Origin of the sequence: uncultured Nostoc sp., from assembly GCF_964247315.1 — a bacterium.
Classification (GTDB): Bacteria; Cyanobacteriota; Cyanobacteriia; order Cyanobacteriales; family Nostocaceae; genus Nostoc.
In genome coordinates this window covers 30,822-48,275 of sequence record NZ_CAXTTT010000007.1, presented here as the reverse complement: position 1 = coordinate 48,275, position 17,454 = coordinate 30,822, and the positions used below count along the sequence as shown (strand labels likewise).

Annotated in this window: 16 protein-coding genes and 1 tRNA gene; 10 read left to right on the top strand and 7 right to left on the bottom strand. The window is 42.9% G+C overall.

Features of this window, described 5'->3' with window-relative positions; all coding sequences use genetic code 11:
- The first annotated feature begins 194 nt into the window (after positions 1–194).
- The 5 genes from ACFE93_RS04010 (at position 195) to ACFE93_RS03990 (ending at position 4,297) form a co-directional block, all read left to right on the top strand.
- Positions 195–268, top strand: a tRNA-Pro gene (locus ACFE93_RS04010).
- A 591-nt stretch (positions 269–859) separates the two neighbouring features.
- Positions 860–1,675 (top strand): Tic22 family protein, encoded by an 816-nt coding sequence (locus tag ACFE93_RS04005; RefSeq protein WP_375472119.1) that lies wholly within the window; start codon positions 860–862, stop codon positions 1,673–1,675.
- 25 nt (positions 1,676–1,700) lie between these two features.
- On the top strand, positions 1,701–2,591 hold the full coding sequence (gene prmC, locus ACFE93_RS04000) for a peptide chain release factor N(5)-glutamine methyltransferase (RefSeq protein ID WP_375472118.1): 891 nt from the start codon (positions 1,701–1,703) through the stop codon (positions 2,589–2,591).
- A gap of 65 nt (positions 2,592–2,656) precedes the next feature.
- The gene (locus ACFE93_RS03995) at positions 2,657–3,265 is read left to right on the top strand and encodes an L-threonylcarbamoyladenylate synthase (protein WP_375472151.1); all 609 of its coding nucleotides are present in this window, start codon (positions 2,657–2,659) and stop codon (positions 3,263–3,265) included.
- 96 nt (positions 3,266–3,361) lie between these two features.
- Positions 3,362–4,297, top strand: coding sequence for a sensor histidine kinase (locus tag ACFE93_RS03990; RefSeq protein WP_375472117.1), 936 nt, complete (start codon positions 3,362–3,364; stop codon positions 4,295–4,297).
- 66 nt (positions 4,298–4,363) lie between these two features.
- Here the strand turns inward: ACFE93_RS03990 and ACFE93_RS03985 are convergent, their stop codons facing one another.
- From ACFE93_RS03985 to ACFE93_RS03965, 5 genes are all read right to left on the bottom strand, one after another.
- Positions 4,364–4,858, bottom strand: coding sequence for a GNAT family N-acetyltransferase (locus ACFE93_RS03985; protein WP_375472116.1), 495 nt, complete (start codon positions 4,856–4,858; stop codon positions 4,364–4,366).
- A 179-nt stretch (positions 4,859–5,037) separates the two neighbouring features.
- Positions 5,038–5,451, bottom strand: a complete 414-nt coding sequence (locus ACFE93_RS03980) for a hypothetical protein (RefSeq protein WP_375472115.1) — start codon at positions 5,449–5,451, stop codon at positions 5,038–5,040.
- A 72-nt stretch (positions 5,452–5,523) separates the two neighbouring features.
- Entirely contained in the window at positions 5,524–6,513 is a 990-nt protein-coding gene (gene secF, locus ACFE93_RS03975; protein ID WP_375472114.1) for a protein translocase subunit SecF, read from the bottom strand.
- Complete coding sequence (secD, locus tag ACFE93_RS03970; RefSeq protein ID WP_375472150.1) at positions 6,510–7,922, bottom strand: protein translocase subunit SecD; 1,413 nt, start codon at positions 7,920–7,922, stop codon at positions 6,510–6,512. Before secD ends, secF begins: the two co-directional genes overlap by 4 nt.
- Before the next feature lie 198 nt (positions 7,923–8,120).
- Positions 8,121–9,104 carry an alpha-ketoacid dehydrogenase subunit beta gene (locus tag ACFE93_RS03965; RefSeq protein WP_375472113.1) on the bottom strand — a complete coding sequence of 328 codons (984 nt, stop codon included), beginning with the start codon at positions 9,102–9,104 and terminating at the stop codon, positions 8,121–8,123.
- A gap of 331 nt (positions 9,105–9,435) precedes the next feature.
- On the opposite strand from ACFE93_RS03965, the gene ACFE93_RS03960 reads away from it, so the two are divergent.
- Both ACFE93_RS03960 and ACFE93_RS03955 read left to right on the top strand, forming a co-directional pair.
- Positions 9,436–9,597, top strand: coding sequence for a DUF6888 family protein (locus tag ACFE93_RS03960; RefSeq protein WP_375472112.1), 162 nt, complete (start codon positions 9,436–9,438; stop codon positions 9,595–9,597).
- A gap of 8 nt (positions 9,598–9,605) precedes the next feature.
- Positions 9,606–9,818 carry a DUF6887 family protein gene (locus ACFE93_RS03955; protein ID WP_375472111.1) on the top strand — a complete coding sequence of 71 codons (213 nt, stop codon included), beginning with the start codon at positions 9,606–9,608 and terminating at the stop codon, positions 9,816–9,818.
- A gap of 326 nt (positions 9,819–10,144) precedes the next feature.
- Here the strand turns inward: ACFE93_RS03955 and hemB are convergent, their stop codons facing one another.
- Together hemB and ACFE93_RS03945 are read right to left on the bottom strand one after the other, a co-directional pair.
- On the bottom strand, positions 10,145–11,125 hold the full coding sequence (hemB, locus tag ACFE93_RS03950) for a porphobilinogen synthase (RefSeq protein ID WP_292740208.1): 981 nt from the start codon (positions 11,123–11,125) through the stop codon (positions 10,145–10,147).
- A 404-nt stretch (positions 11,126–11,529) separates the two neighbouring features.
- On the bottom strand, positions 11,530–11,889 hold the full coding sequence (locus tag ACFE93_RS03945; protein ID WP_375472110.1) for a DUF4870 domain-containing protein: 360 nt from the start codon (positions 11,887–11,889) through the stop codon (positions 11,530–11,532).
- Positions 11,890–12,013: 124 nt separating this feature from the next.
- Between ACFE93_RS03945 and prfC the strand changes: the two genes are divergently transcribed.
- From prfC to ACFE93_RS03930, 3 genes are all read left to right on the top strand, one after another.
- Complete coding sequence (gene prfC, locus ACFE93_RS03940) at positions 12,014–13,642, top strand: peptide chain release factor 3 (protein ID WP_375472109.1); 1,629 nt, start codon at positions 12,014–12,016, stop codon at positions 13,640–13,642.
- A gap of 108 nt (positions 13,643–13,750) precedes the next feature.
- Complete coding sequence (locus ACFE93_RS03935) at positions 13,751–16,024, top strand: M48 family metalloprotease (RefSeq protein ID WP_375472108.1); 2,274 nt, start codon at positions 13,751–13,753, stop codon at positions 16,022–16,024.
- Between the two features lie 624 nt (positions 16,025–16,648).
- Positions 16,649–17,158 carry an RNA recognition motif domain-containing protein gene (locus tag ACFE93_RS03930; RefSeq protein WP_375472107.1) on the top strand — a complete coding sequence of 170 codons (510 nt, stop codon included), beginning with the start codon at positions 16,649–16,651 and terminating at the stop codon, positions 17,156–17,158.
- Positions 17,159–17,454 lie beyond the last annotated feature (296 nt).

Genomic DNA, 17,454 nt, shown 5'->3' with positions numbered 1-17,454 from the left:
TATCTCTTGTAAAACGAAGTCGGCAGCCAAACCTTTATCAGTGTAATTATCTAATTTAGCTCGAATTTGCAGAAGATATAAATATATTAGGCATGAGCAGTGTTATGTGATATGATTGCCTTAACGCTTTTGTGAAGTGCGATCGCTTTGATGGGAAACTAAAACCAAACCCAAAAAAAGTAGATTAAGTATAACGGGATGTAGCGCAGCTTGGTAGCGCGCCTGCTTTGGGAGCAGGATGCCGCAGGTTCAAATCCTGTCATCCCGATTTAATTAATATAGTTAACAGTTAAGGTAATTAGCTAGGCTTTCTTTGCTAAATCTGCTATTTAATTGGATATTTTTACGGAGAATACCAATTAAGCTGTTCTGCTGTTGAAGCCTAACAGGCAAATTTCGTCATTAAGTAGTAAGGTGATTTTTGACACTGAGCTTTATATATATTTGAGAAGATATTAAACCAATCGCAGATGGAACGATTGATTAAGTAATAGCGTCAACCAATATTAGAAAAAGCCGATAAAATAGCATTTATCATCTCCAAGGTTGGAGAGAGCGAGAGATTTTTTGCTGTTTGAGAAAACATATAATAGGCATCTACGGCATTTTGCGGTAAATAGCGAAGCAAAACCTAGAAAAACACAACGTTAGCACAGCCAATTTGTGAAAACGATACTATAGCAACTCTAAATAGTTAGGGAACATTGGATTTTAACCGTTGAGGCTTAACACTCAACCCCAACGCGCACAATGAATTTTTCAAAACTAAAATGAATTGCTATATAACTAAAGCTAGTTGGTGCTGTGCAAATCCAACCATTTGTTTAATTTAATTGGACTATTGATGCGAGGAGCAGTCATGAAATCATTTATTCGCTTAGGTGCGACATTGGGTATAGCTGGCAGTGTATTTTTAACAGGGCTTTCAGGAATAGGCAATATGCCAGGACTGGGCAATCTAGAGGCGATCGCGTTGCCACAAGATCAGGTTGTGAAAAAGCTCCAAGAAGTACCTGTATTCACGCTTACCAATCCTAAAGGCGAATTCGTAGTTCTTTCGAGAAACAACGCATCCAAGCCGATCTCACAAGTAGGATTTTTTATTAGCAAGCAAGATGCTCAAAAATTCCTTGACAGCCGACTCAAAAAAGAAAACCCCCAGTTGGCAGGCACGCTACAGGTTAGACCTTTGTCCTTGGCTGACTACTATAAAATAGTCCAAGAAAGCAAAAAGAAATCAGACTCTGTGATTTATACTTTAGTGCCGACGCAACAGCAAGTAGCCTCGGCAACAAGTATGCTGAATCAAAATGGTAAAAAGGTAGAGCAATTCAATGGTATTCCCTTATTTGTACCCAAATTTAAGAAAGATAATAGCTATCTGACTATTCCCCTTGCTAAAGGTAATGAGCGATACATCCCTTTCTTTTTTGAGAAAGAACAAGCAGTGGCTCTGTTAGACGAATTCAAAAAAGCCGTGCCAAAGGAAGCAAACAACACTGAAATTCAAGTGGTGGATTTGTACGGTGTTATGGAGGCTCTCAATAGCAGTAGCGATCCTAGTATCAATAAAATTGTTCTTTATCCATCACGCGAGTCGATCAACTTTATTCGCTCCCTTGCGCCAAATCAATCACCAGCTGCCAAGCCACCTGCCCCCGCTCCGAAAAAATAACGGATATGCGCTCCAAGGTTGAGGTATGGGGGAGAAACATTTAATAGTCTCTGGTTTACAACTTTGGCAGTGGCGGAATGCAGCTCTTAAAGCAGCGATCGCCACTGATGTGCCACCAATGGAGGTAGATTGGCTGCTCCTCGAAGTTGCTGGGTTAGACCGCTTGGCACTGCGTTTGGAGTCTTTTAAAAACTGGCCGCAAATCCAGCTGCAATTACCTTTAGAAGAGTTAGAACTTCTGTGGCAAAGGCGATTAAATGACCGCTTACCAATGCAGTATATTGCCGGAGTTACACCTTGGCGTCAGTTTCAAATCGCCGTGTCGAGTGCGGTTTTGATTCCTAGACCAGAGACAGAGTGTTTAATTGATTTAGCTAAAGCATCTACTAGTAATGCTTCAGGACACTGGGCAGATTTGGGTACTGGGAGTGGAGCGATCGCACTGGGATTAGCAGATGTCTTGCCAAAAGCAACAATTCATGCAGTTGATTACAGTTTAGAAGCTCTGGCGATCGCTCGATCCAACGCCCATAATTTGGGTCTTGCTGACCGGATTAAATTTTATCAAGGTTCCTGGTGGGAGCCACTGACATTTCTCAAAGGTCAGTTCAGTGGTATGGTGTCAAATCCCCCTTACATACCCACCAGTACTTTACCTACTTTGCAACCAGAAGTAGTTAACCACGAACCGCATCTAGCTTTGGATGGTGGCGTTGATGGCTTAGATAGCATTCGCCATTTGATCGAAATTTCCCCCAGTTATTTGCAACCTGGTGGCGTATGGCTGATTGAGATGATGGCTGGACAGGCAGATACAGTGCAAGAATTTTTACAAAATCAAGGTAGCTATTATAAAATTCAAATTCACGCTGATTTAGCTGGAATTGAACGCTTTGCCCTGGCCTACAAAAGTTAGGAAATAGGGCATGGGGCATAGGGCATAGGGAATAGGAAAAATGTCCCATGCCAAACCCGATAAAAATGACACAAGTTTCTCTAACAAATCTAATAGCTGGCGCACGTGCTGGTCTTTTGGTGAGCTTTCCGACTGATACTGTTCCTGCACTTGCAGTAGTACCAGAAAAAGCTGGATTAATTTTTGCGGCGAAGCAACGTAGTCAAGACAAACCTTTGATTTTGATGGCTGCTAGTGTTGAAGATTTGTGGCTGTATGTCAAAGGTAGTGAGAACGAGTATAAAGTTTGGCAAAAAGTAGCAGAGAAATATTGGCCAGGAGGGCTGACATTAGTTTTGCCAGCGAGTCAACGCCTACCAAAAGTTATGAATCCCATCGATCCCACAACAATTGGCATTCGAGTCCCAAACAGTGCGATCGCTCAAACTATTTTGGCGCAAACAGGCCCTCTTGCCACCACTAGCGCCAATTTTTCTGGTCAGCCGCCTTTGCAAACAATGGCAGAAATTGAGAATCAGTTTCCCAAGGTTCTGACTTTAGCAGCGACAGAATACCAGGGTGAAATGTTGGGGATGGGTATACCTTCCACCGTTGCTAAATGGACAGGGATAAATTGGCAGATTTTGCGGCAAGGTGCGATTGAGTTAGATTTATTAACTGATAACCAAGTATAGGTAGCTATAATGTTGTTTTCATGTTTTAACAACAGAGAAATCTGAAACTTTAGTTTGCGCTGTTGTATTTAATTAGCAAGTTAATAATTGCCAGATATGAATTGGAGCAACTGGATATATCTAGGAGTAGGAATAACACTAGGTATGGTTTTCCGTCACTTATTTGGGCGATGGCTACGCCCGCCGCAGGCATCGCCTAATGTTTCATCTAGCTCATCCCCAGTAGCGCCATTAGCTGAACAGGATATACCACCAATATCGCAACAGCTACAGCAAACGCAGCTGGCATACCTGATGGCAAGGGAGATAAGCCAGTTTAAAGCTGGTTTTTTGGCACGGACTACCCATGAATTGCGATCGCCTTTTAATGGTTTGATTGGCTTACATCAACTAATTTTGTCAGATTTGTGTGAAAATCCAGCTGAAGAGCGAGAATTTCTTGCCCAAGCTCACGAGCGAACACTGAAGCTGTTGAAGCTAATGGATGAAATTCTCAATGTTGCTAGAACTGAACACGGCACCAATAAATTAGATATTCAGCCCAGACCCTTAGCCCAAATTTTAGATGAGGTTCATGACTTAACTTATATGCTGGCGGCAAATCGCAATTTTCCCTTACAATTATTACCTGCCGACTCAGAAATTTATGTTTTGACAGATTACCTCTGGCTCCGCCAAGTATTAATCAGTTTAATAGACACTGCCATTACTCAGATGGAGGAAGGCAGCATTTGTATTTCCAGTAGCACTCTACCTACAAACAATTTTGTAAACATTTGGCTAGATATCCCAACCCATGCCATGACCTGGAGTGAGCCGATTGATTTGCTCAAAATTGAAGATCCGTTGACCGAGATTGACCAAAAGAAGACTGCTCTTTCCCCAGGAATGAGGCTATTAATCAATCAGACTCTACTGGAAGTTATGGGAGGAAAGTTAGAAATCTTGCCCTCAACCACTGTGAAGGAAACACTTCAGCAGCTTACCAGACTACAAATCTCTATCCCCTTAGTGAATAGTGCTGAGTCTTGAGTTCTGAATAGTAGAGACAAAATATCTTGCTTCTTGACTACCTTACTACTACAACAGTTCTTATACTCAGCACTCAGCACTCATTGCTCGGAACTGTTTCGGTGATTCCTGAAGCTGAACTTCTGTAGCAGCAAGGAAAGTATGGTTAGCTCGGTTATGTAGTACCATCGTAGTGGTAGTGTTGGGTTGAAAACCAATCTTTTCGTAGAAACCCTGGCGGTGAGTAGTCATTAGATAAACACGCTCAACCGACCTCATGCGGGGATGTCTCAAAATGGTTTCTACTAAATTGCTTCCCAAGCCACTATGTTGATACTCTGGATGAATCACAACATCCCAAATTGTGGCGCGATAGATGCCATCAGATGTTGCTCTGGCAAAGCCAATGAGCCGATCGCGATCGCAAACACAAATCACTGGCTCACTGTTGGTAATAGCTATATCTAAATCTTCAATACTGCGTCCCTTTGCCCAGAAAGCGGAAACGTTTAACAGTTGTTGGAGTTGGTAAAGGTCAATTTCAGACTTGCGATCGCTAAATTTAATCTGAAGATCGTTCATGTATGGCATCCACTTTTGGCAGTATCTTTGAGCAGACATTTGGTGAAATTAAATATGTATTATCCAGAAATCTCGTAGAGACGTAGCACTGCTACGCCTCTACATTCTTTTTGGGCAGATGTTTAGTAAGGTTAAGTCATATTTTGCTATAAATTGCTGTACGTGTGGTGAAAGAAAATTTAATGACAAACCCACTTCCATAGAGGATGAGTTGCTCCCTGTTGACGTATCCGATAAACTTGTTTTTCTAAACGTTGTTTTTCTTGCGGTGGCAGTCCGAGTAGAATATTCCGACTTTGCCAAACTAAAACAGCAGCAGTCATCCCCAGACAAAAGGCTAGACCGAAGGTAGACAGTGGATGGTAGAACAATCCAAATCTCACTGCCACCCAGGTAAAATATTGTTGCCACAGAGCAATTTCTGCACGTAGACCCCACAAGGAAACAGGCGCAATGGTCAGCCATAAACAGCCGACAAACAGCCACCTGCCATATACTGTTAGCTGATGTAGCCTTTGTACTTGTTGAGCAAACGATGGGTCAGATTTCTCAAAAACTGGGACAGTAGTTAATAGTTCTTTCGGTTGCTCCATAGGGGAATAAGATTGCAAGGCGTGGGTGAGCAATTCAAAATGCTTTCACCCAATTGGGAAATATACACAAGTTTAACTATCCTGGGAACTGGGAGATGTATCAATCGAATCAGCGTTGTCTAACACCTGGGATTTCCCTTTACGCTCTCGCCACCAAGTTAGAAGAGTACTGGCGATGAAAATACTTGAATAAGCCCCCATTGTGAAGCCAATAATCAAAGCGAGGGAAAAGTTTTTCAGTGTTTCTCCGCCAAATAGAAAGATTGCAGATAATGTCAGTAATACGGTTAAGGTAGTGTTGATCGATCTTGTCAATGTTTGGTTAACCGCATCATCTACAATTTCGGCAATCGGCTGGTCAGGATGGATTTTAATGGTTTCCCGAATGCGATCGTAAATTACTACTGTGTCGTTGACTGAGAAACCTGTGATCGTAAGTAAGGCGACGATAAAAAGGCTATCTACTTCGATGCCTGCTACCAAACCCAAAATTGAAAAAGCCCCTACTGTGATTAAGATATCGTGGAGTAGGGCAACGATCGCAAACACAGCATAATCTAACTGGAAGCGGAAGCTCATGTAGATAGTAATACCGATGAAGGAAACTATCAAAGCTAACACCCCGGATGTAAACAGTTCTTTTCCCAAGGTGGGGCCAACGGAGTCAATCTGGTTCTTTTGGGGGTCAAAAACGCCAATTTCTTCGCTTAAAGCGTTTTGTAATTTGGTACGCTGATCGACACTCAAATCTTTTGACCGAATTAGTACACCATTTTCTGCACCATTTTCCGAGACAAGTTGGATACTGCTATCACCTAGTCCCTGTGCTTTTGCTACTTCTCGGACAGCGTTGATATCAATTGGTTTGTCACAGTTACCGGGTTTGGTGCAATCTCGGACAAACTGCAACCGCGTACCACCGATAAAATCTAAACCGGGGCGTAAGGGGGCGCGAATATTCGGTTGTTGCCAAGAAATCACCATTGAGATGATACCAGCGAGGATGATAGCAGCAGAAATAGTCCACCAAAGCGATCGCGATTTATTAATACTCAGTTTCATTGAGTCACCTCTGCCTTATTCGATGCTGGCAGGTTTGGATAGAAAAGTTCTGTCTTCCGCAAGGAGTGAATTGAAATTGCCAAAAACAGCAATGTCCGACTACAGGTAATTGCAGTAAACATACTTACAGCTACCCCCAAAGCTAAAGTGAGAGCAAAGCCTTTAACTAAACCAGACCCCAGCCAAAACAGGGCAGCGCAAGCAATCCATGTAGTGACGTTGCTATCTAAAATACTAGAAAATGCCCGATAAAAACCAGATTCCACAGAACGATACAGAGATTTACCTGCCCGCAATTCTTCCCGCGTCCTTTCAAAAATTAGCACATTGGCATCAACTGCCATCCCAATACTGAGAATAAAACCAGCAATTCCCGGCAAAGTTAGGGTAACGCCCAACAAAGCAAAGGTTGCCCAAGTTAAGAGAGAGTAGATCACTAGTGATATATCCGCAATCAATCCTGGTAGTCGATAGTAAACCACCATGAATATTAATACTAAAGTCAAACCACCGACTCCAGCATAAATACTACTTTGAATGCTATCTTTACCCAAGGTTGCTCCGACTGTCCGCCTTTCTGCGATTTCTACTGGTACGGGTAATGCGCCACCGCGTAATTGCACGCCTAAGTCATTGGCTTGCTGGGCGGTAAAACGTCCTGTAATCACCGCAGAACCACCAGTAATACCAGTAGCGGCAAATTCTATACCCACGGTGGGAGCGCTGATCACTTCATTGTCCAGAAAAACACCAATACTACGCCCAGTACCAGCGAGATTTTTCGTCAAATTGGCAAACAGTTCACCACCCTTTTGGTCGAAGCGAATAGCAACATTCCAGTTGTTACCTTGAGTGGGTTCACCATAGGCATCCTTAAGGTATTTGCCAATTAGTGGTGGATTAGTGCTTTCAAACAATTCTGCGATCGCTTGATTATTTTTTTGTAAGTCTTCTTGATTCTTGACAATTGCTGCTTTGTCGGTACTCTTTCTTAATTCTTCTTGCTTGAATTTCAATTCGGCTCTTGATGCTTGAAAAGCAAGCAGTTGAGTTTCTGTATTCGGCTTTTGGGTACGAAATTCTAACTGTGCTGTACCCCCTAGCACCCGTTCAGCTTGTTCTGGATCGTTGACTCCTGGTAGTTGCACCAATATTTTATCTGTGCCGACTGTTTGGATTACTGGCTCAGAAACACCCAGACCATTAATCCGGCCTTCGACAACTTTCTTTACACCTTCTAATTCTCGTTCGGTGATTTTGGGAATATCCGCTGATGGTTTCACCTGAATTGTGAGCTGTGAACCTCCGCGCAAGTCCAGCCCAAGAGGTATCGGAATTGTGGCAATCACCGTAATAGCGGCGATTATCAGGACTAAAATCAAAATTAATAGCGATCGCTGTCTTTGCATATCATAACTCGCAACTGACAAACGCTATAATAGCGCTCTTTTGAGGAGTTATGAGTTAGGAGTTTGGGGATGGGGCATTGGGGAGCCAGTGCGTTGGGCGGGCAATGCCCGACTTGAAGCAACTGGCGTCATTGGGCATTATTATTCTTCTCTTGCCCTTCTGCCCCTCTGCTCCTCTGCCTCCTCAGTCTTCAGTCCCTAGACTCGCAACGCCACCATTTTTTCCACAGCTTCTACTATTTGCTCTGGTTGGATGATTGTTAGTCGTTCTAGATTGCCGTTGTAAGGTGTGGGGATATCTTGGGAAGAAAGTCGTAGTACTGGCGCATCCAATTCATCGAATAAGCGATCGTTTATTGAGGCGATGACTTCTGCTGCAATACCCGCAGTTCGCATCGATTCTTCCACAACAATGACTTTATGGGTTTTACGTATTGATGCACCAATGGTATCAAAATCTAATGGCTTGAGGGATATTAAATCGATAACTTCTGGATCGTATCCTTGTTTTTCAAGAGTTTTTACGGCTTGCACTACATGATGGCGCATTCGTGAGTAAGTAATAATTGTTACGTCTTTCCCTGGACGGACAATTTCTGCTTTATCTAAGGGGAGTAGGTATTCTTCTTCTGGTAAATCTTCTTTCAAGTTGTAAAGTAGAACGTGTTCAAAGAACAACACTGGATTATCATCGCGGATAGCGGATTTCAGCAGTCCTTTAGCGTTTCTTGGTGTGGAGCAGGCAACAATCTTCAACCCCGGCACAGCTTGGAAGTAGGTTTCTAGTCGCTGGGAATGTTCTGCGCCTAGCTGCCGTCCTACACCTCCAGGGCCGCGAATTACCATCGGAATTTTAAAATTACCGCCAGAAGTATAGCGCAGCATTCCAGCGTTGTTAGATATTTGATTGAAGGCGAGCAGTAAAAAGCCCATGTTCATGCCTTCAATGATCGGGCGCAACCCAGTCATTGCGGCTCCCACAGCCATCCCAGTAAAGCTATTTTCAGCGATAGGGGTGTCTAGAATGCGGAGTTCGCCATATTTTTGGTACAGGTCTTTGGTAACTTTATAGGAACCGCCGTAGTGCCCGACATCTTCACCGAGAACGAATACGCTGGAGTCACGCGCCATTTCTTCATCGATGGCTTCCCGTAAGGCGTTGAAGAATAGTGTTTCTGCCATTTAGACCTTTTAGTACGATTATGGTTTTAGAATTTTATCGTGCTGCTGTCGCAAATACAGTGAGCGATCGCACTAGTTAGAGTTTAGGTTTTTTAAATAAACTGCTCATAGCATAGAACGAGTTATTGCCATAACTATATCAAAGCTATTTAACTTAGATTTTATCGGTTTTATGAGCGATCGCCTCTGACTCTGGCAAATGTGACTGTTTTGTCTATGTAATATAACGTAAAATTATGTTTAAAAATATATCCGTGTTTAATGATTAAAATATACTAACTTAATTCCAGTCACCCCAGAATAAAAAATTTGTTGTAGCAATAATTTAAATATGCCTACTGTAGAACAATTGAAAACGTTGTTTATCTTAAGTTTTTGGGCTACTAAAATGTATTTACCTGTATTTTTAGTGCGAATCGATGAACGAACAAAAAATGTTGTAATTATCGCTGGCGAAGAAAATGAAATTATAATTTACCTAGACGGGAAGTGAAGATATATATGAGTAAGCCAGATTTTATGACAATGCCCCGTGTCCAATTGCGTCAATATATCCTTGACCACAGAGAAGATGATCAAGCCTTTCAAACTTATTTAGATCGATTCACCTCTGAAGATGCTGTAATCTTCCTTGCGCCGCAGTCAATAGATGATTTAAAAAACTTCCCAGAGTTGCATCAACAGAACCTAGAAAGATTACGAAAGCAAGCTTAAACCTTCTCCAACAAGACAAACGAAGCTTATCAATATAGATCCCGACTTCTGGTGAGAAGTCGGGTATCTGGGCATTAAGTTTAGGTTTTTGTAGGGTGGGTTAGGTGGAGTCATAACCCACCAATGTTTCGCTAGCGATCGCTATCCCCATAACACCCACTCGAAAGGTTTTTGACGATCAAAGTTGCGTAGGCTAGCAAAAACCGCAAGCATCGCAATAGCCATAAATAAAGAATCTCACACCCAGACACCAAAATACAACTTTCTTTGCATCTTTACGCCTCTGTGTGAGATTTGCTTTTAAATTAGTATTCAATATGCCTAGCCTACTTTAACCATCGCGCCGCATCTTTGGCATGATAAGTCAAAATTAAGTCTGCACCAGCCCGTTTAAACCCAGTTAAAGTTTCCAAAACCACTCGCTCTTCATCAATCCAACCATTGAGAGCCGCAGCTTTTACCATCGCATATTCACCAGAAACATTGTAAGCCGCAACTGGTAAGTTACTCGCTTCCTTAACGCGCCAGATAATATCCATGTATGCCAAGGCTGGCTTAACCATGAGCATATCAGCACCTTCAGCGATATCTAATTCAATCTCTTTAATCGCTTCACGGGCGTTACCTGGATCCATTTGGTAAGTTCTTCTGTCCCCAAATTGTGGTGTCGAGTCTGCTGCATCCCGAAATGGGCCATAATAACCCGAAGCATACTTAGCAGCATAAGATAAAATCGGCGTATCTTGAAATCCGGCTTCATCCAAACCCTGACGAATTGCCTGCACAAACCCATCCATCATCCCTGAAGGCGCGATGATATCGGCACCAGCTTTCGCTTGAGAAACTGCTGTTTTCTTCAACAATTCCAAAGTTGGGTCATTTAAAACTCGTCCTGTTAAATCACCAACTTGCAGATAACCACAATGACCGTGGCTAGTATACTCACACAAACAAGTATCAGCAATTACAATCAAATCTGGCACTGCTGCTTTTACCGCCGTCGCTGCTTTTTGGACAATACCGCAATCATGCCAAGCGCCAGTGGCATCCACATCTTTATCAGCCGGAATCCCAAATAGAATAATAGAAGGAATTCCTAAGTCGTAAACTTCTTTTGCTTCTTCAACAATTTTATCTACCGAAAGTTGGTAGACTCCAGGCATGGATTTCACTTCATTAGCGATTCCCTCACCCGGTACAGCAAATAGTGGGTAGATTAAATCGCTTGTTGTTAAAACAGTTTCACGAACCATCCGGCGCAGTTGAGGATGAGTACGTAGACGACGGGGGCGATGTATAGGAAACATAAAATTTTATGAAGAAAAACAACGCAAATAGACACAAAACAAAGCGTCACAAAAGCAGGCTAAAAATTTCCTGCCGTCAGACAGACTATAAACAGTGCTTAACTGTCCTTTGCCCTACTCTTAATCAAGTTGTGGGGCAATTTTGTATTCTACAACTTGGTTGCACCTATCCGACGGACTGGAAAAAAAACAACATTATGAAGCAATTCAAAATTTAAAATTCAAAATGCTAAGACTGTCTGTTGGCAAAAATCCTGGCGAATTGAGGGTTGAAATTTAAACGCAAAGGGGCGCGGAGGTAAACGCAGAGGCACGCAGAGAATTCGCTACAAATTAATGAAATGTTGTAATTGATAACAAATAATTTACAATGCCTAATGCCCTATGCCCAATAATAATTTGTGCTAGAAAACTCGGAAAATATAGGGATAACGAAAGGGTACATCAGGATCGTTGAAAACTCCGATCAGCGCCCAAATTGTTAATCCCCAGTGTAATAGATATCCCAGACCTGCTAATGGCCCCAACAATAATAGAGGTAACACTAACCAGCCGAATAAAAAAAACAGCGCTCCCAGAATTGCACCATAAAACCAGACATTAAAGTGGAAATTGATCGATTCTTTGGCGTTTTCTTTAACAACAAGATCGTCAGATACAAGCAGTATGGCGATAGGTATGCCTACAGATACCAATGTTGTGCTGAAAAAAATCGCTCCATGAGACAAGGCAGATAGAAGCTTTCGCTTGTCTGTGTCGTACATTGCTTTCTCCTATTTAGTCAGATTGTTGGTTATACTACGACCCTATCATGAGCATCGTTGTCTTAAGATTAAAAGACTTGCCAGAGTCAAAAAAAATTAAGCTAGCTAACAAACAAATACATTTATGTCTACTGAACTTCAGTCTGAACTTATTCAAGCAGTTGAACTTCGCCGCAACTTTGCGATTATATCTCACCCCGATGCTGGTAAAACTACACTAACTGAAAAGCTACTCCTGTATGGGGGTGCAATTCACGAAGCTGGGGCAGTGAAAGCGCGACGGGCACAGCGAAAGGCGACTTCTGACTGGATGGCGATGGAGCAACAACGGGGTATTTCTATTACCTCTACAGTGTTGCAATTTGAATACCGAAATTGTCAAATCAATTTATTAGACACTCCCGGACACCAAGATTTCAGTGAAGATACCTATCGCACCCTCGCCGCCGCCGATAATGCCGTGATGTTGATCGATGCGGCAAAAGGTTTGGAACCCCAAACCCGCAAATTGTTTGAAGTGTGTAAGTTGCGGGGTATCCCAATTTTTACATTTATCAATAAGCTCGATCGCCCAGGTAGGGAACCTCTGGAACTGTTGGATGAAATTGAGCAAGAATTGGGATTGCAAACCTATGCGGTAAACTGGCCGATTGGGATGGGCGATCGCTTTAAAGGTGTGTTTGACCGACACAAGCAACAAATACACCTATTTGAACGCAGCGCCCACGGTAGCCGAGAAGCCCGTGATACGATAGTAGAATTAGGCGATCCGAAAATAGAAGAACAGCTAGAACAAAACCTGTACTACCAACTGAAAAACGATCTAGAACTGTTAGAAGGAGTTGGACCAGAGCTAGATTTACAGTTGATACACGAAGGCAAAATGACGCCTGTGTTCTTTGGTAGCGCCATGACTAACTTCGGGGTAGAGTTATTCCTCAAGTATTTCCTCGACTATGCCCTCAAACCCGGTTCTCATGTCAGCAGTGTTGGCGAAGTTCCCCCTACATACCCGGAGTTTTCGGGGTTTGTCTTTAAACTGCAAGCGAATATGGACCCGAAGCACCGCGATCGCGTCGCATTTATCCGGGTTTGCACTGGTAAGTTTGAAAAAGATATGATGGTGAATCACGCCCGCATTGGTAAACTTATCCGTCTATCTCGCCCGCAAAAACTCTTTGCTCAAGAGCGAGAATCGATTGATGTGGCTTATCCTGGCGATGTGATCGGTTTGAACAATCCCGGTGTTTTTGCGATCGGGGATACAATTTACACGGGACAAAAGCTCGAATATGAGGGGATTCCGTATTTTTCGCCGGAACTGTTCGCGTCTCTGAGGAATCCCAACCCCTCAAAGTCTAAACAATTCCAAAAAGGCGTTGCGGAATTGCGAGAAGAAGGTGCTGTGCAAATTATGTATTCAACTGATGAAGCCAAGCGCGATCCAATTTTGGCGGCGGTGGGTCAGTTGCAATTCGAGGTGGTACAGTTTCGCTTACAAAATGAGTATGGTGTAGAAACCATATTAGACTTATTGCCCTACAGTGTCGCCCGTTGGGTTGAGGGTGGTTGGGAAGCATTAGAAAAAGTGGGACGAATATTCAATACCACTACAGTTAAAGATAGTATGGGACGACCAGTGTTGCTATTCCGTAATGAATGGAATTGTCAACAGTTATTGGGCGACCATCCAGAGTTAAAATTAAGCGCGATCGCTCCAGTATTTTCTAGTCAACAACCAGTGGAGGAATAATTCACTTGACAAGCAAAACTTGAGCGCGGTTGATTTCCACTGCATCCGAGGTTCGCGCTTTTGCACAAACGTGGATCGTTTAGAAGAGATTGGAGTGCCAGAATTTGTATGCCTTCACATGCCAAACCGTCTTTGGAGGCTGGTTTAGTTGCCCTCAAGCAGGGAAATTACCAAACAGCGATCGCCCAACTAGAACCTATTGCTAGTAGCCAAAATAATGGAACTGCTAGCTTACAAGCCCAAGTTGGTTTAGTGATGGCTTATGCTCGCACTGGCGAAGTTCCCAAAGCGATCGCTATTTCCCAGAATCTCATTAAGAGTAACAATCCGCAAGTTCAAGAGTGGGCAACACGCGCTCTCGAACACCTGACAAAACGTAAAAAACCTGAGCAAGAATCCAAAAAAATCGAAACTGGATTTGTTGCTTTTGAGAATTCAACGCCAGATTCAACTCCAGATTCAACCCCCGTTACTCCCCCGGAAACTCCAACATTAGAGGAAAAGCCAAACGAGCAAGTAATAGAAACCAAAAGCGACGACATCCCGGCGATGGTGCCACTAGCGAGACTTAAAGCTACATTAGCACCACCACCACCACCTACGCCCCTAAGCGGCTTCATGGGTTCCGTTACCCGCACCCAAGCCAAATTATTCGGCGTTATTTATTGGCGACAAGCACAACGCGCCAGAGCATGGCAACCACTACGTAAACTAAAATTAATTCCTTTGCGGCTACTGTCAGCCGGAACATTCATCGCCCTGTTTTGGGTGATGCGAGAAATCCTCAAGTTAGCACTAGGATTCATCAACCAGACTTTAGTCAAACTACCTTATCTGGAACCGATTCAGCTTTTATACTCCGACCCTACTCAACTGTTGCTAATAGTCTTGGTGATTTTAATTGGAGTCTCACCTTGGCTGCTGGATCTGTTACTGGCGAACTTGTATGGTCAGCGAGAATTTCCGAAAGATGTATTGAATACCCATAGCCGCGAAGCTGTTCGGGTGCTACAACGTTGTTGCCAACAACGACACTGGCCGTTACCCAAACTGCGGATTTTACCAACGGCTGCACCAATTATTCTGACTTATGGTAGTTTACCACGTAATGCCAGGATTGTTGTCAGTCAAGGGCTATTAGAGCAGCTGGCAGATGATGAAATCGCCATTATTTACGCTACGCAACTAGGGCATATTGCTCACTGGGATTTTGCTGTCATGTCTTTGTTGCTGCTGGTGACATTACCAACTCATCAGCTATATCAACGAGTTTCGGAGTTGGGAGACAAAATATCAGCGAAAATTTGGCGCTGGCCGGTGACAATTTTGGCGAGTCTAATTTATGGAGTTTGGTGTTTGCTGACTGGAACTGCATTGTGGTTGTCGCGGTTGCGGCTTTATTATAGCGATCGCATCGCTGCTGAAATTACTGGTAATCCCAATGCCCTGATTCGCGCTTTACTCAAAATTGCCATTGGCATTGCCGCTGATATCCAAAAACAAGAACGCACCAGTTGGCAACTGGAAAGCTTAAATCTTTTAACACCAGTCAGCTACCAACAGAGTTTATCTTTGGGAACTATTGCCAGTAATCTATCTTTTGAATCCTTTTTGAAGTGGGATATTGCCAATCCCTATCGCCGATGGTTTACGATTAATAATAGCCATCCTTTAATGGGCGATCGCCTCGAACGCCTCTGCCAAATAGCCCGTCACTGGCATCTAGACACCGAACTACATTTTGCAAGCGTTCCATTGAAGGTTAAGCGTCAGTCTTTTCTATTACAAGTCGCTCCCTGGTTGGGAATTCCTCTAGGGGTTCTGTTTGCAGCTTTCGTCTGGCTAACCTGGCAACTAGCATTCACACTCAAGTTTTTAAATCTAAAGTGGATATATGAAGATTGGTCTTTCATTACAGGCTGCCTTCTGATTGGCTTTAGCATTGGTACTGTGATGCGGATTAATTCTTTCTTTCCTGATATTAAACCTGCCACTGTACAAACTGACGATAGCTTACCCAACCTGTTAGCTGACCCTTCTGCCTTACCTATTGATAGCGTCAGCGTGCGTCTTGTAGGTAAATTATTAGGTCGTCAAGGTACTAGCAACTCCCTAGCGCAAGATTTAATTCTTCAATCCAGCGCAGGTTTGGTGAAATTACACCATATTTCTTGGCTAGGACAGTCAGTCAATCACCAGGATCTAATCGGGCGGCAAATTATCGTTACAGGTTGGTTCCGGCGAGGAGCAACACCTTGGATCGATATCCAAACCCTAGAAACTCAAAGTGGTAAAACCATTCATAGCCCTCATCCCATTTGGTCTACTTTTTTAGCTGTTGCAGCACAGGCTTGGGGCGCATACGTCTTTCTCACTGGTTAGTCATTGGTCATTAGCAAAGGACAAAGGACAAATCGGAATGTAAACAAAAGTTGCAGGTTTTTTTAACAAATGTTACATTTATTTACACAAACAAGAGCAACCGACATAACTCATCATCACCGCTTAGTTGTGGATTTAGGTGCTTTTTCCCCGCTCTATATCTTTTTATCCTCCCAACACAGCAGCAAATTAACCAGCCACTGGCTGGTTTTTGTTTCAAAATATGCTCACTTGAATAAAAAAATGTGTTTTATGTTACGATGCCGTAATACTAATGTCGGAAATGTATGCGCTAAACTAGCTACGTAGAAAATACCGTGGTAATGTAAGGAATGGTATTTGATTCTGCGAATAAGGGCATAGAAGAAAGCGTGTACTTTAGCAGGCAATAGGCTATTAAATTTACAACTCTTAGAATTAAGGTGTTATTAGCTCACCATAGTGTGAGCCTTTGGATTAAATAAGCTTGATCCCGACGAAAAACTGTATTGTTGTATAGGTTGACAGTTTCGAGCAAAAAAATTGGTTTATGGCAGTCTTGGTCAATAGCATCTATTTAAAAGCTAAAGCTAAATGATTGTTTTCTTGCCTTGCCATGTTCATTCAACTCTGGAGGTATAGTTCATGTCCGTTCGCCTATATATAGGTAATTTGCCTAAAGATGAAATAGATCGTCAAGATCTACAAGCCGTTTTTGCAGCAGAAGGTGATGCTGTAACTACTAAATTAATTAAAGACCGCAAAACTGGCAAATGCCGTGGTTTCGGTTTTCTTACAGTCAACAATGACGAACAAGCTGACGAAATTATTGAAAAGTATAATGGTCAGATGTTCAAAGATACTCCCATTAAGCTAGAGAAGGCATTACCTCGGACAAAAGGTGAAGAGGGTGACGAGCAAGTTCCTAAACCAGTTACTCTTGCTAGTAATAGTACCCCGACTCCTAGCCCCAACAGAGAAGGTAGCCGCCGCGAGAAAAGCTCTAAGAAGCCTCGTCGTGGCGGCGGTGGCGGCGGCGGTTCTCGTGAAAACAACACCACAACCACCGATTCAGACGCTATTCGTCCAGATCCTCGTTGGGCTTCGGAATTAGAAAAGCTGAAGCAGATGCTAGCTGCCCAAGCTACAAATTAATCCTCAAGGGAGAGAAATTAAAAATTAAAAATCAGAATTTTTTTTGATTTTTAATTTTTAATTGTTGATAATTATCTAGCTGCTTAGTTTAATGAACTTGCAGCTAATTTTGTAAGTACGTAGGCGCAACCCGCCGTAGGCATCGCATCGCCACTAGTCACACTAAGGCGTAGCTGAGAGTTAGCAGCTAGGAGCGTGCAAACCGACCAAGCTCCACAAAATCTATCTGCATTTCAATCAAATCAAACGACACATAAGTTTCACAAATTTATCATACTTGCGTAATAAAAGTATAT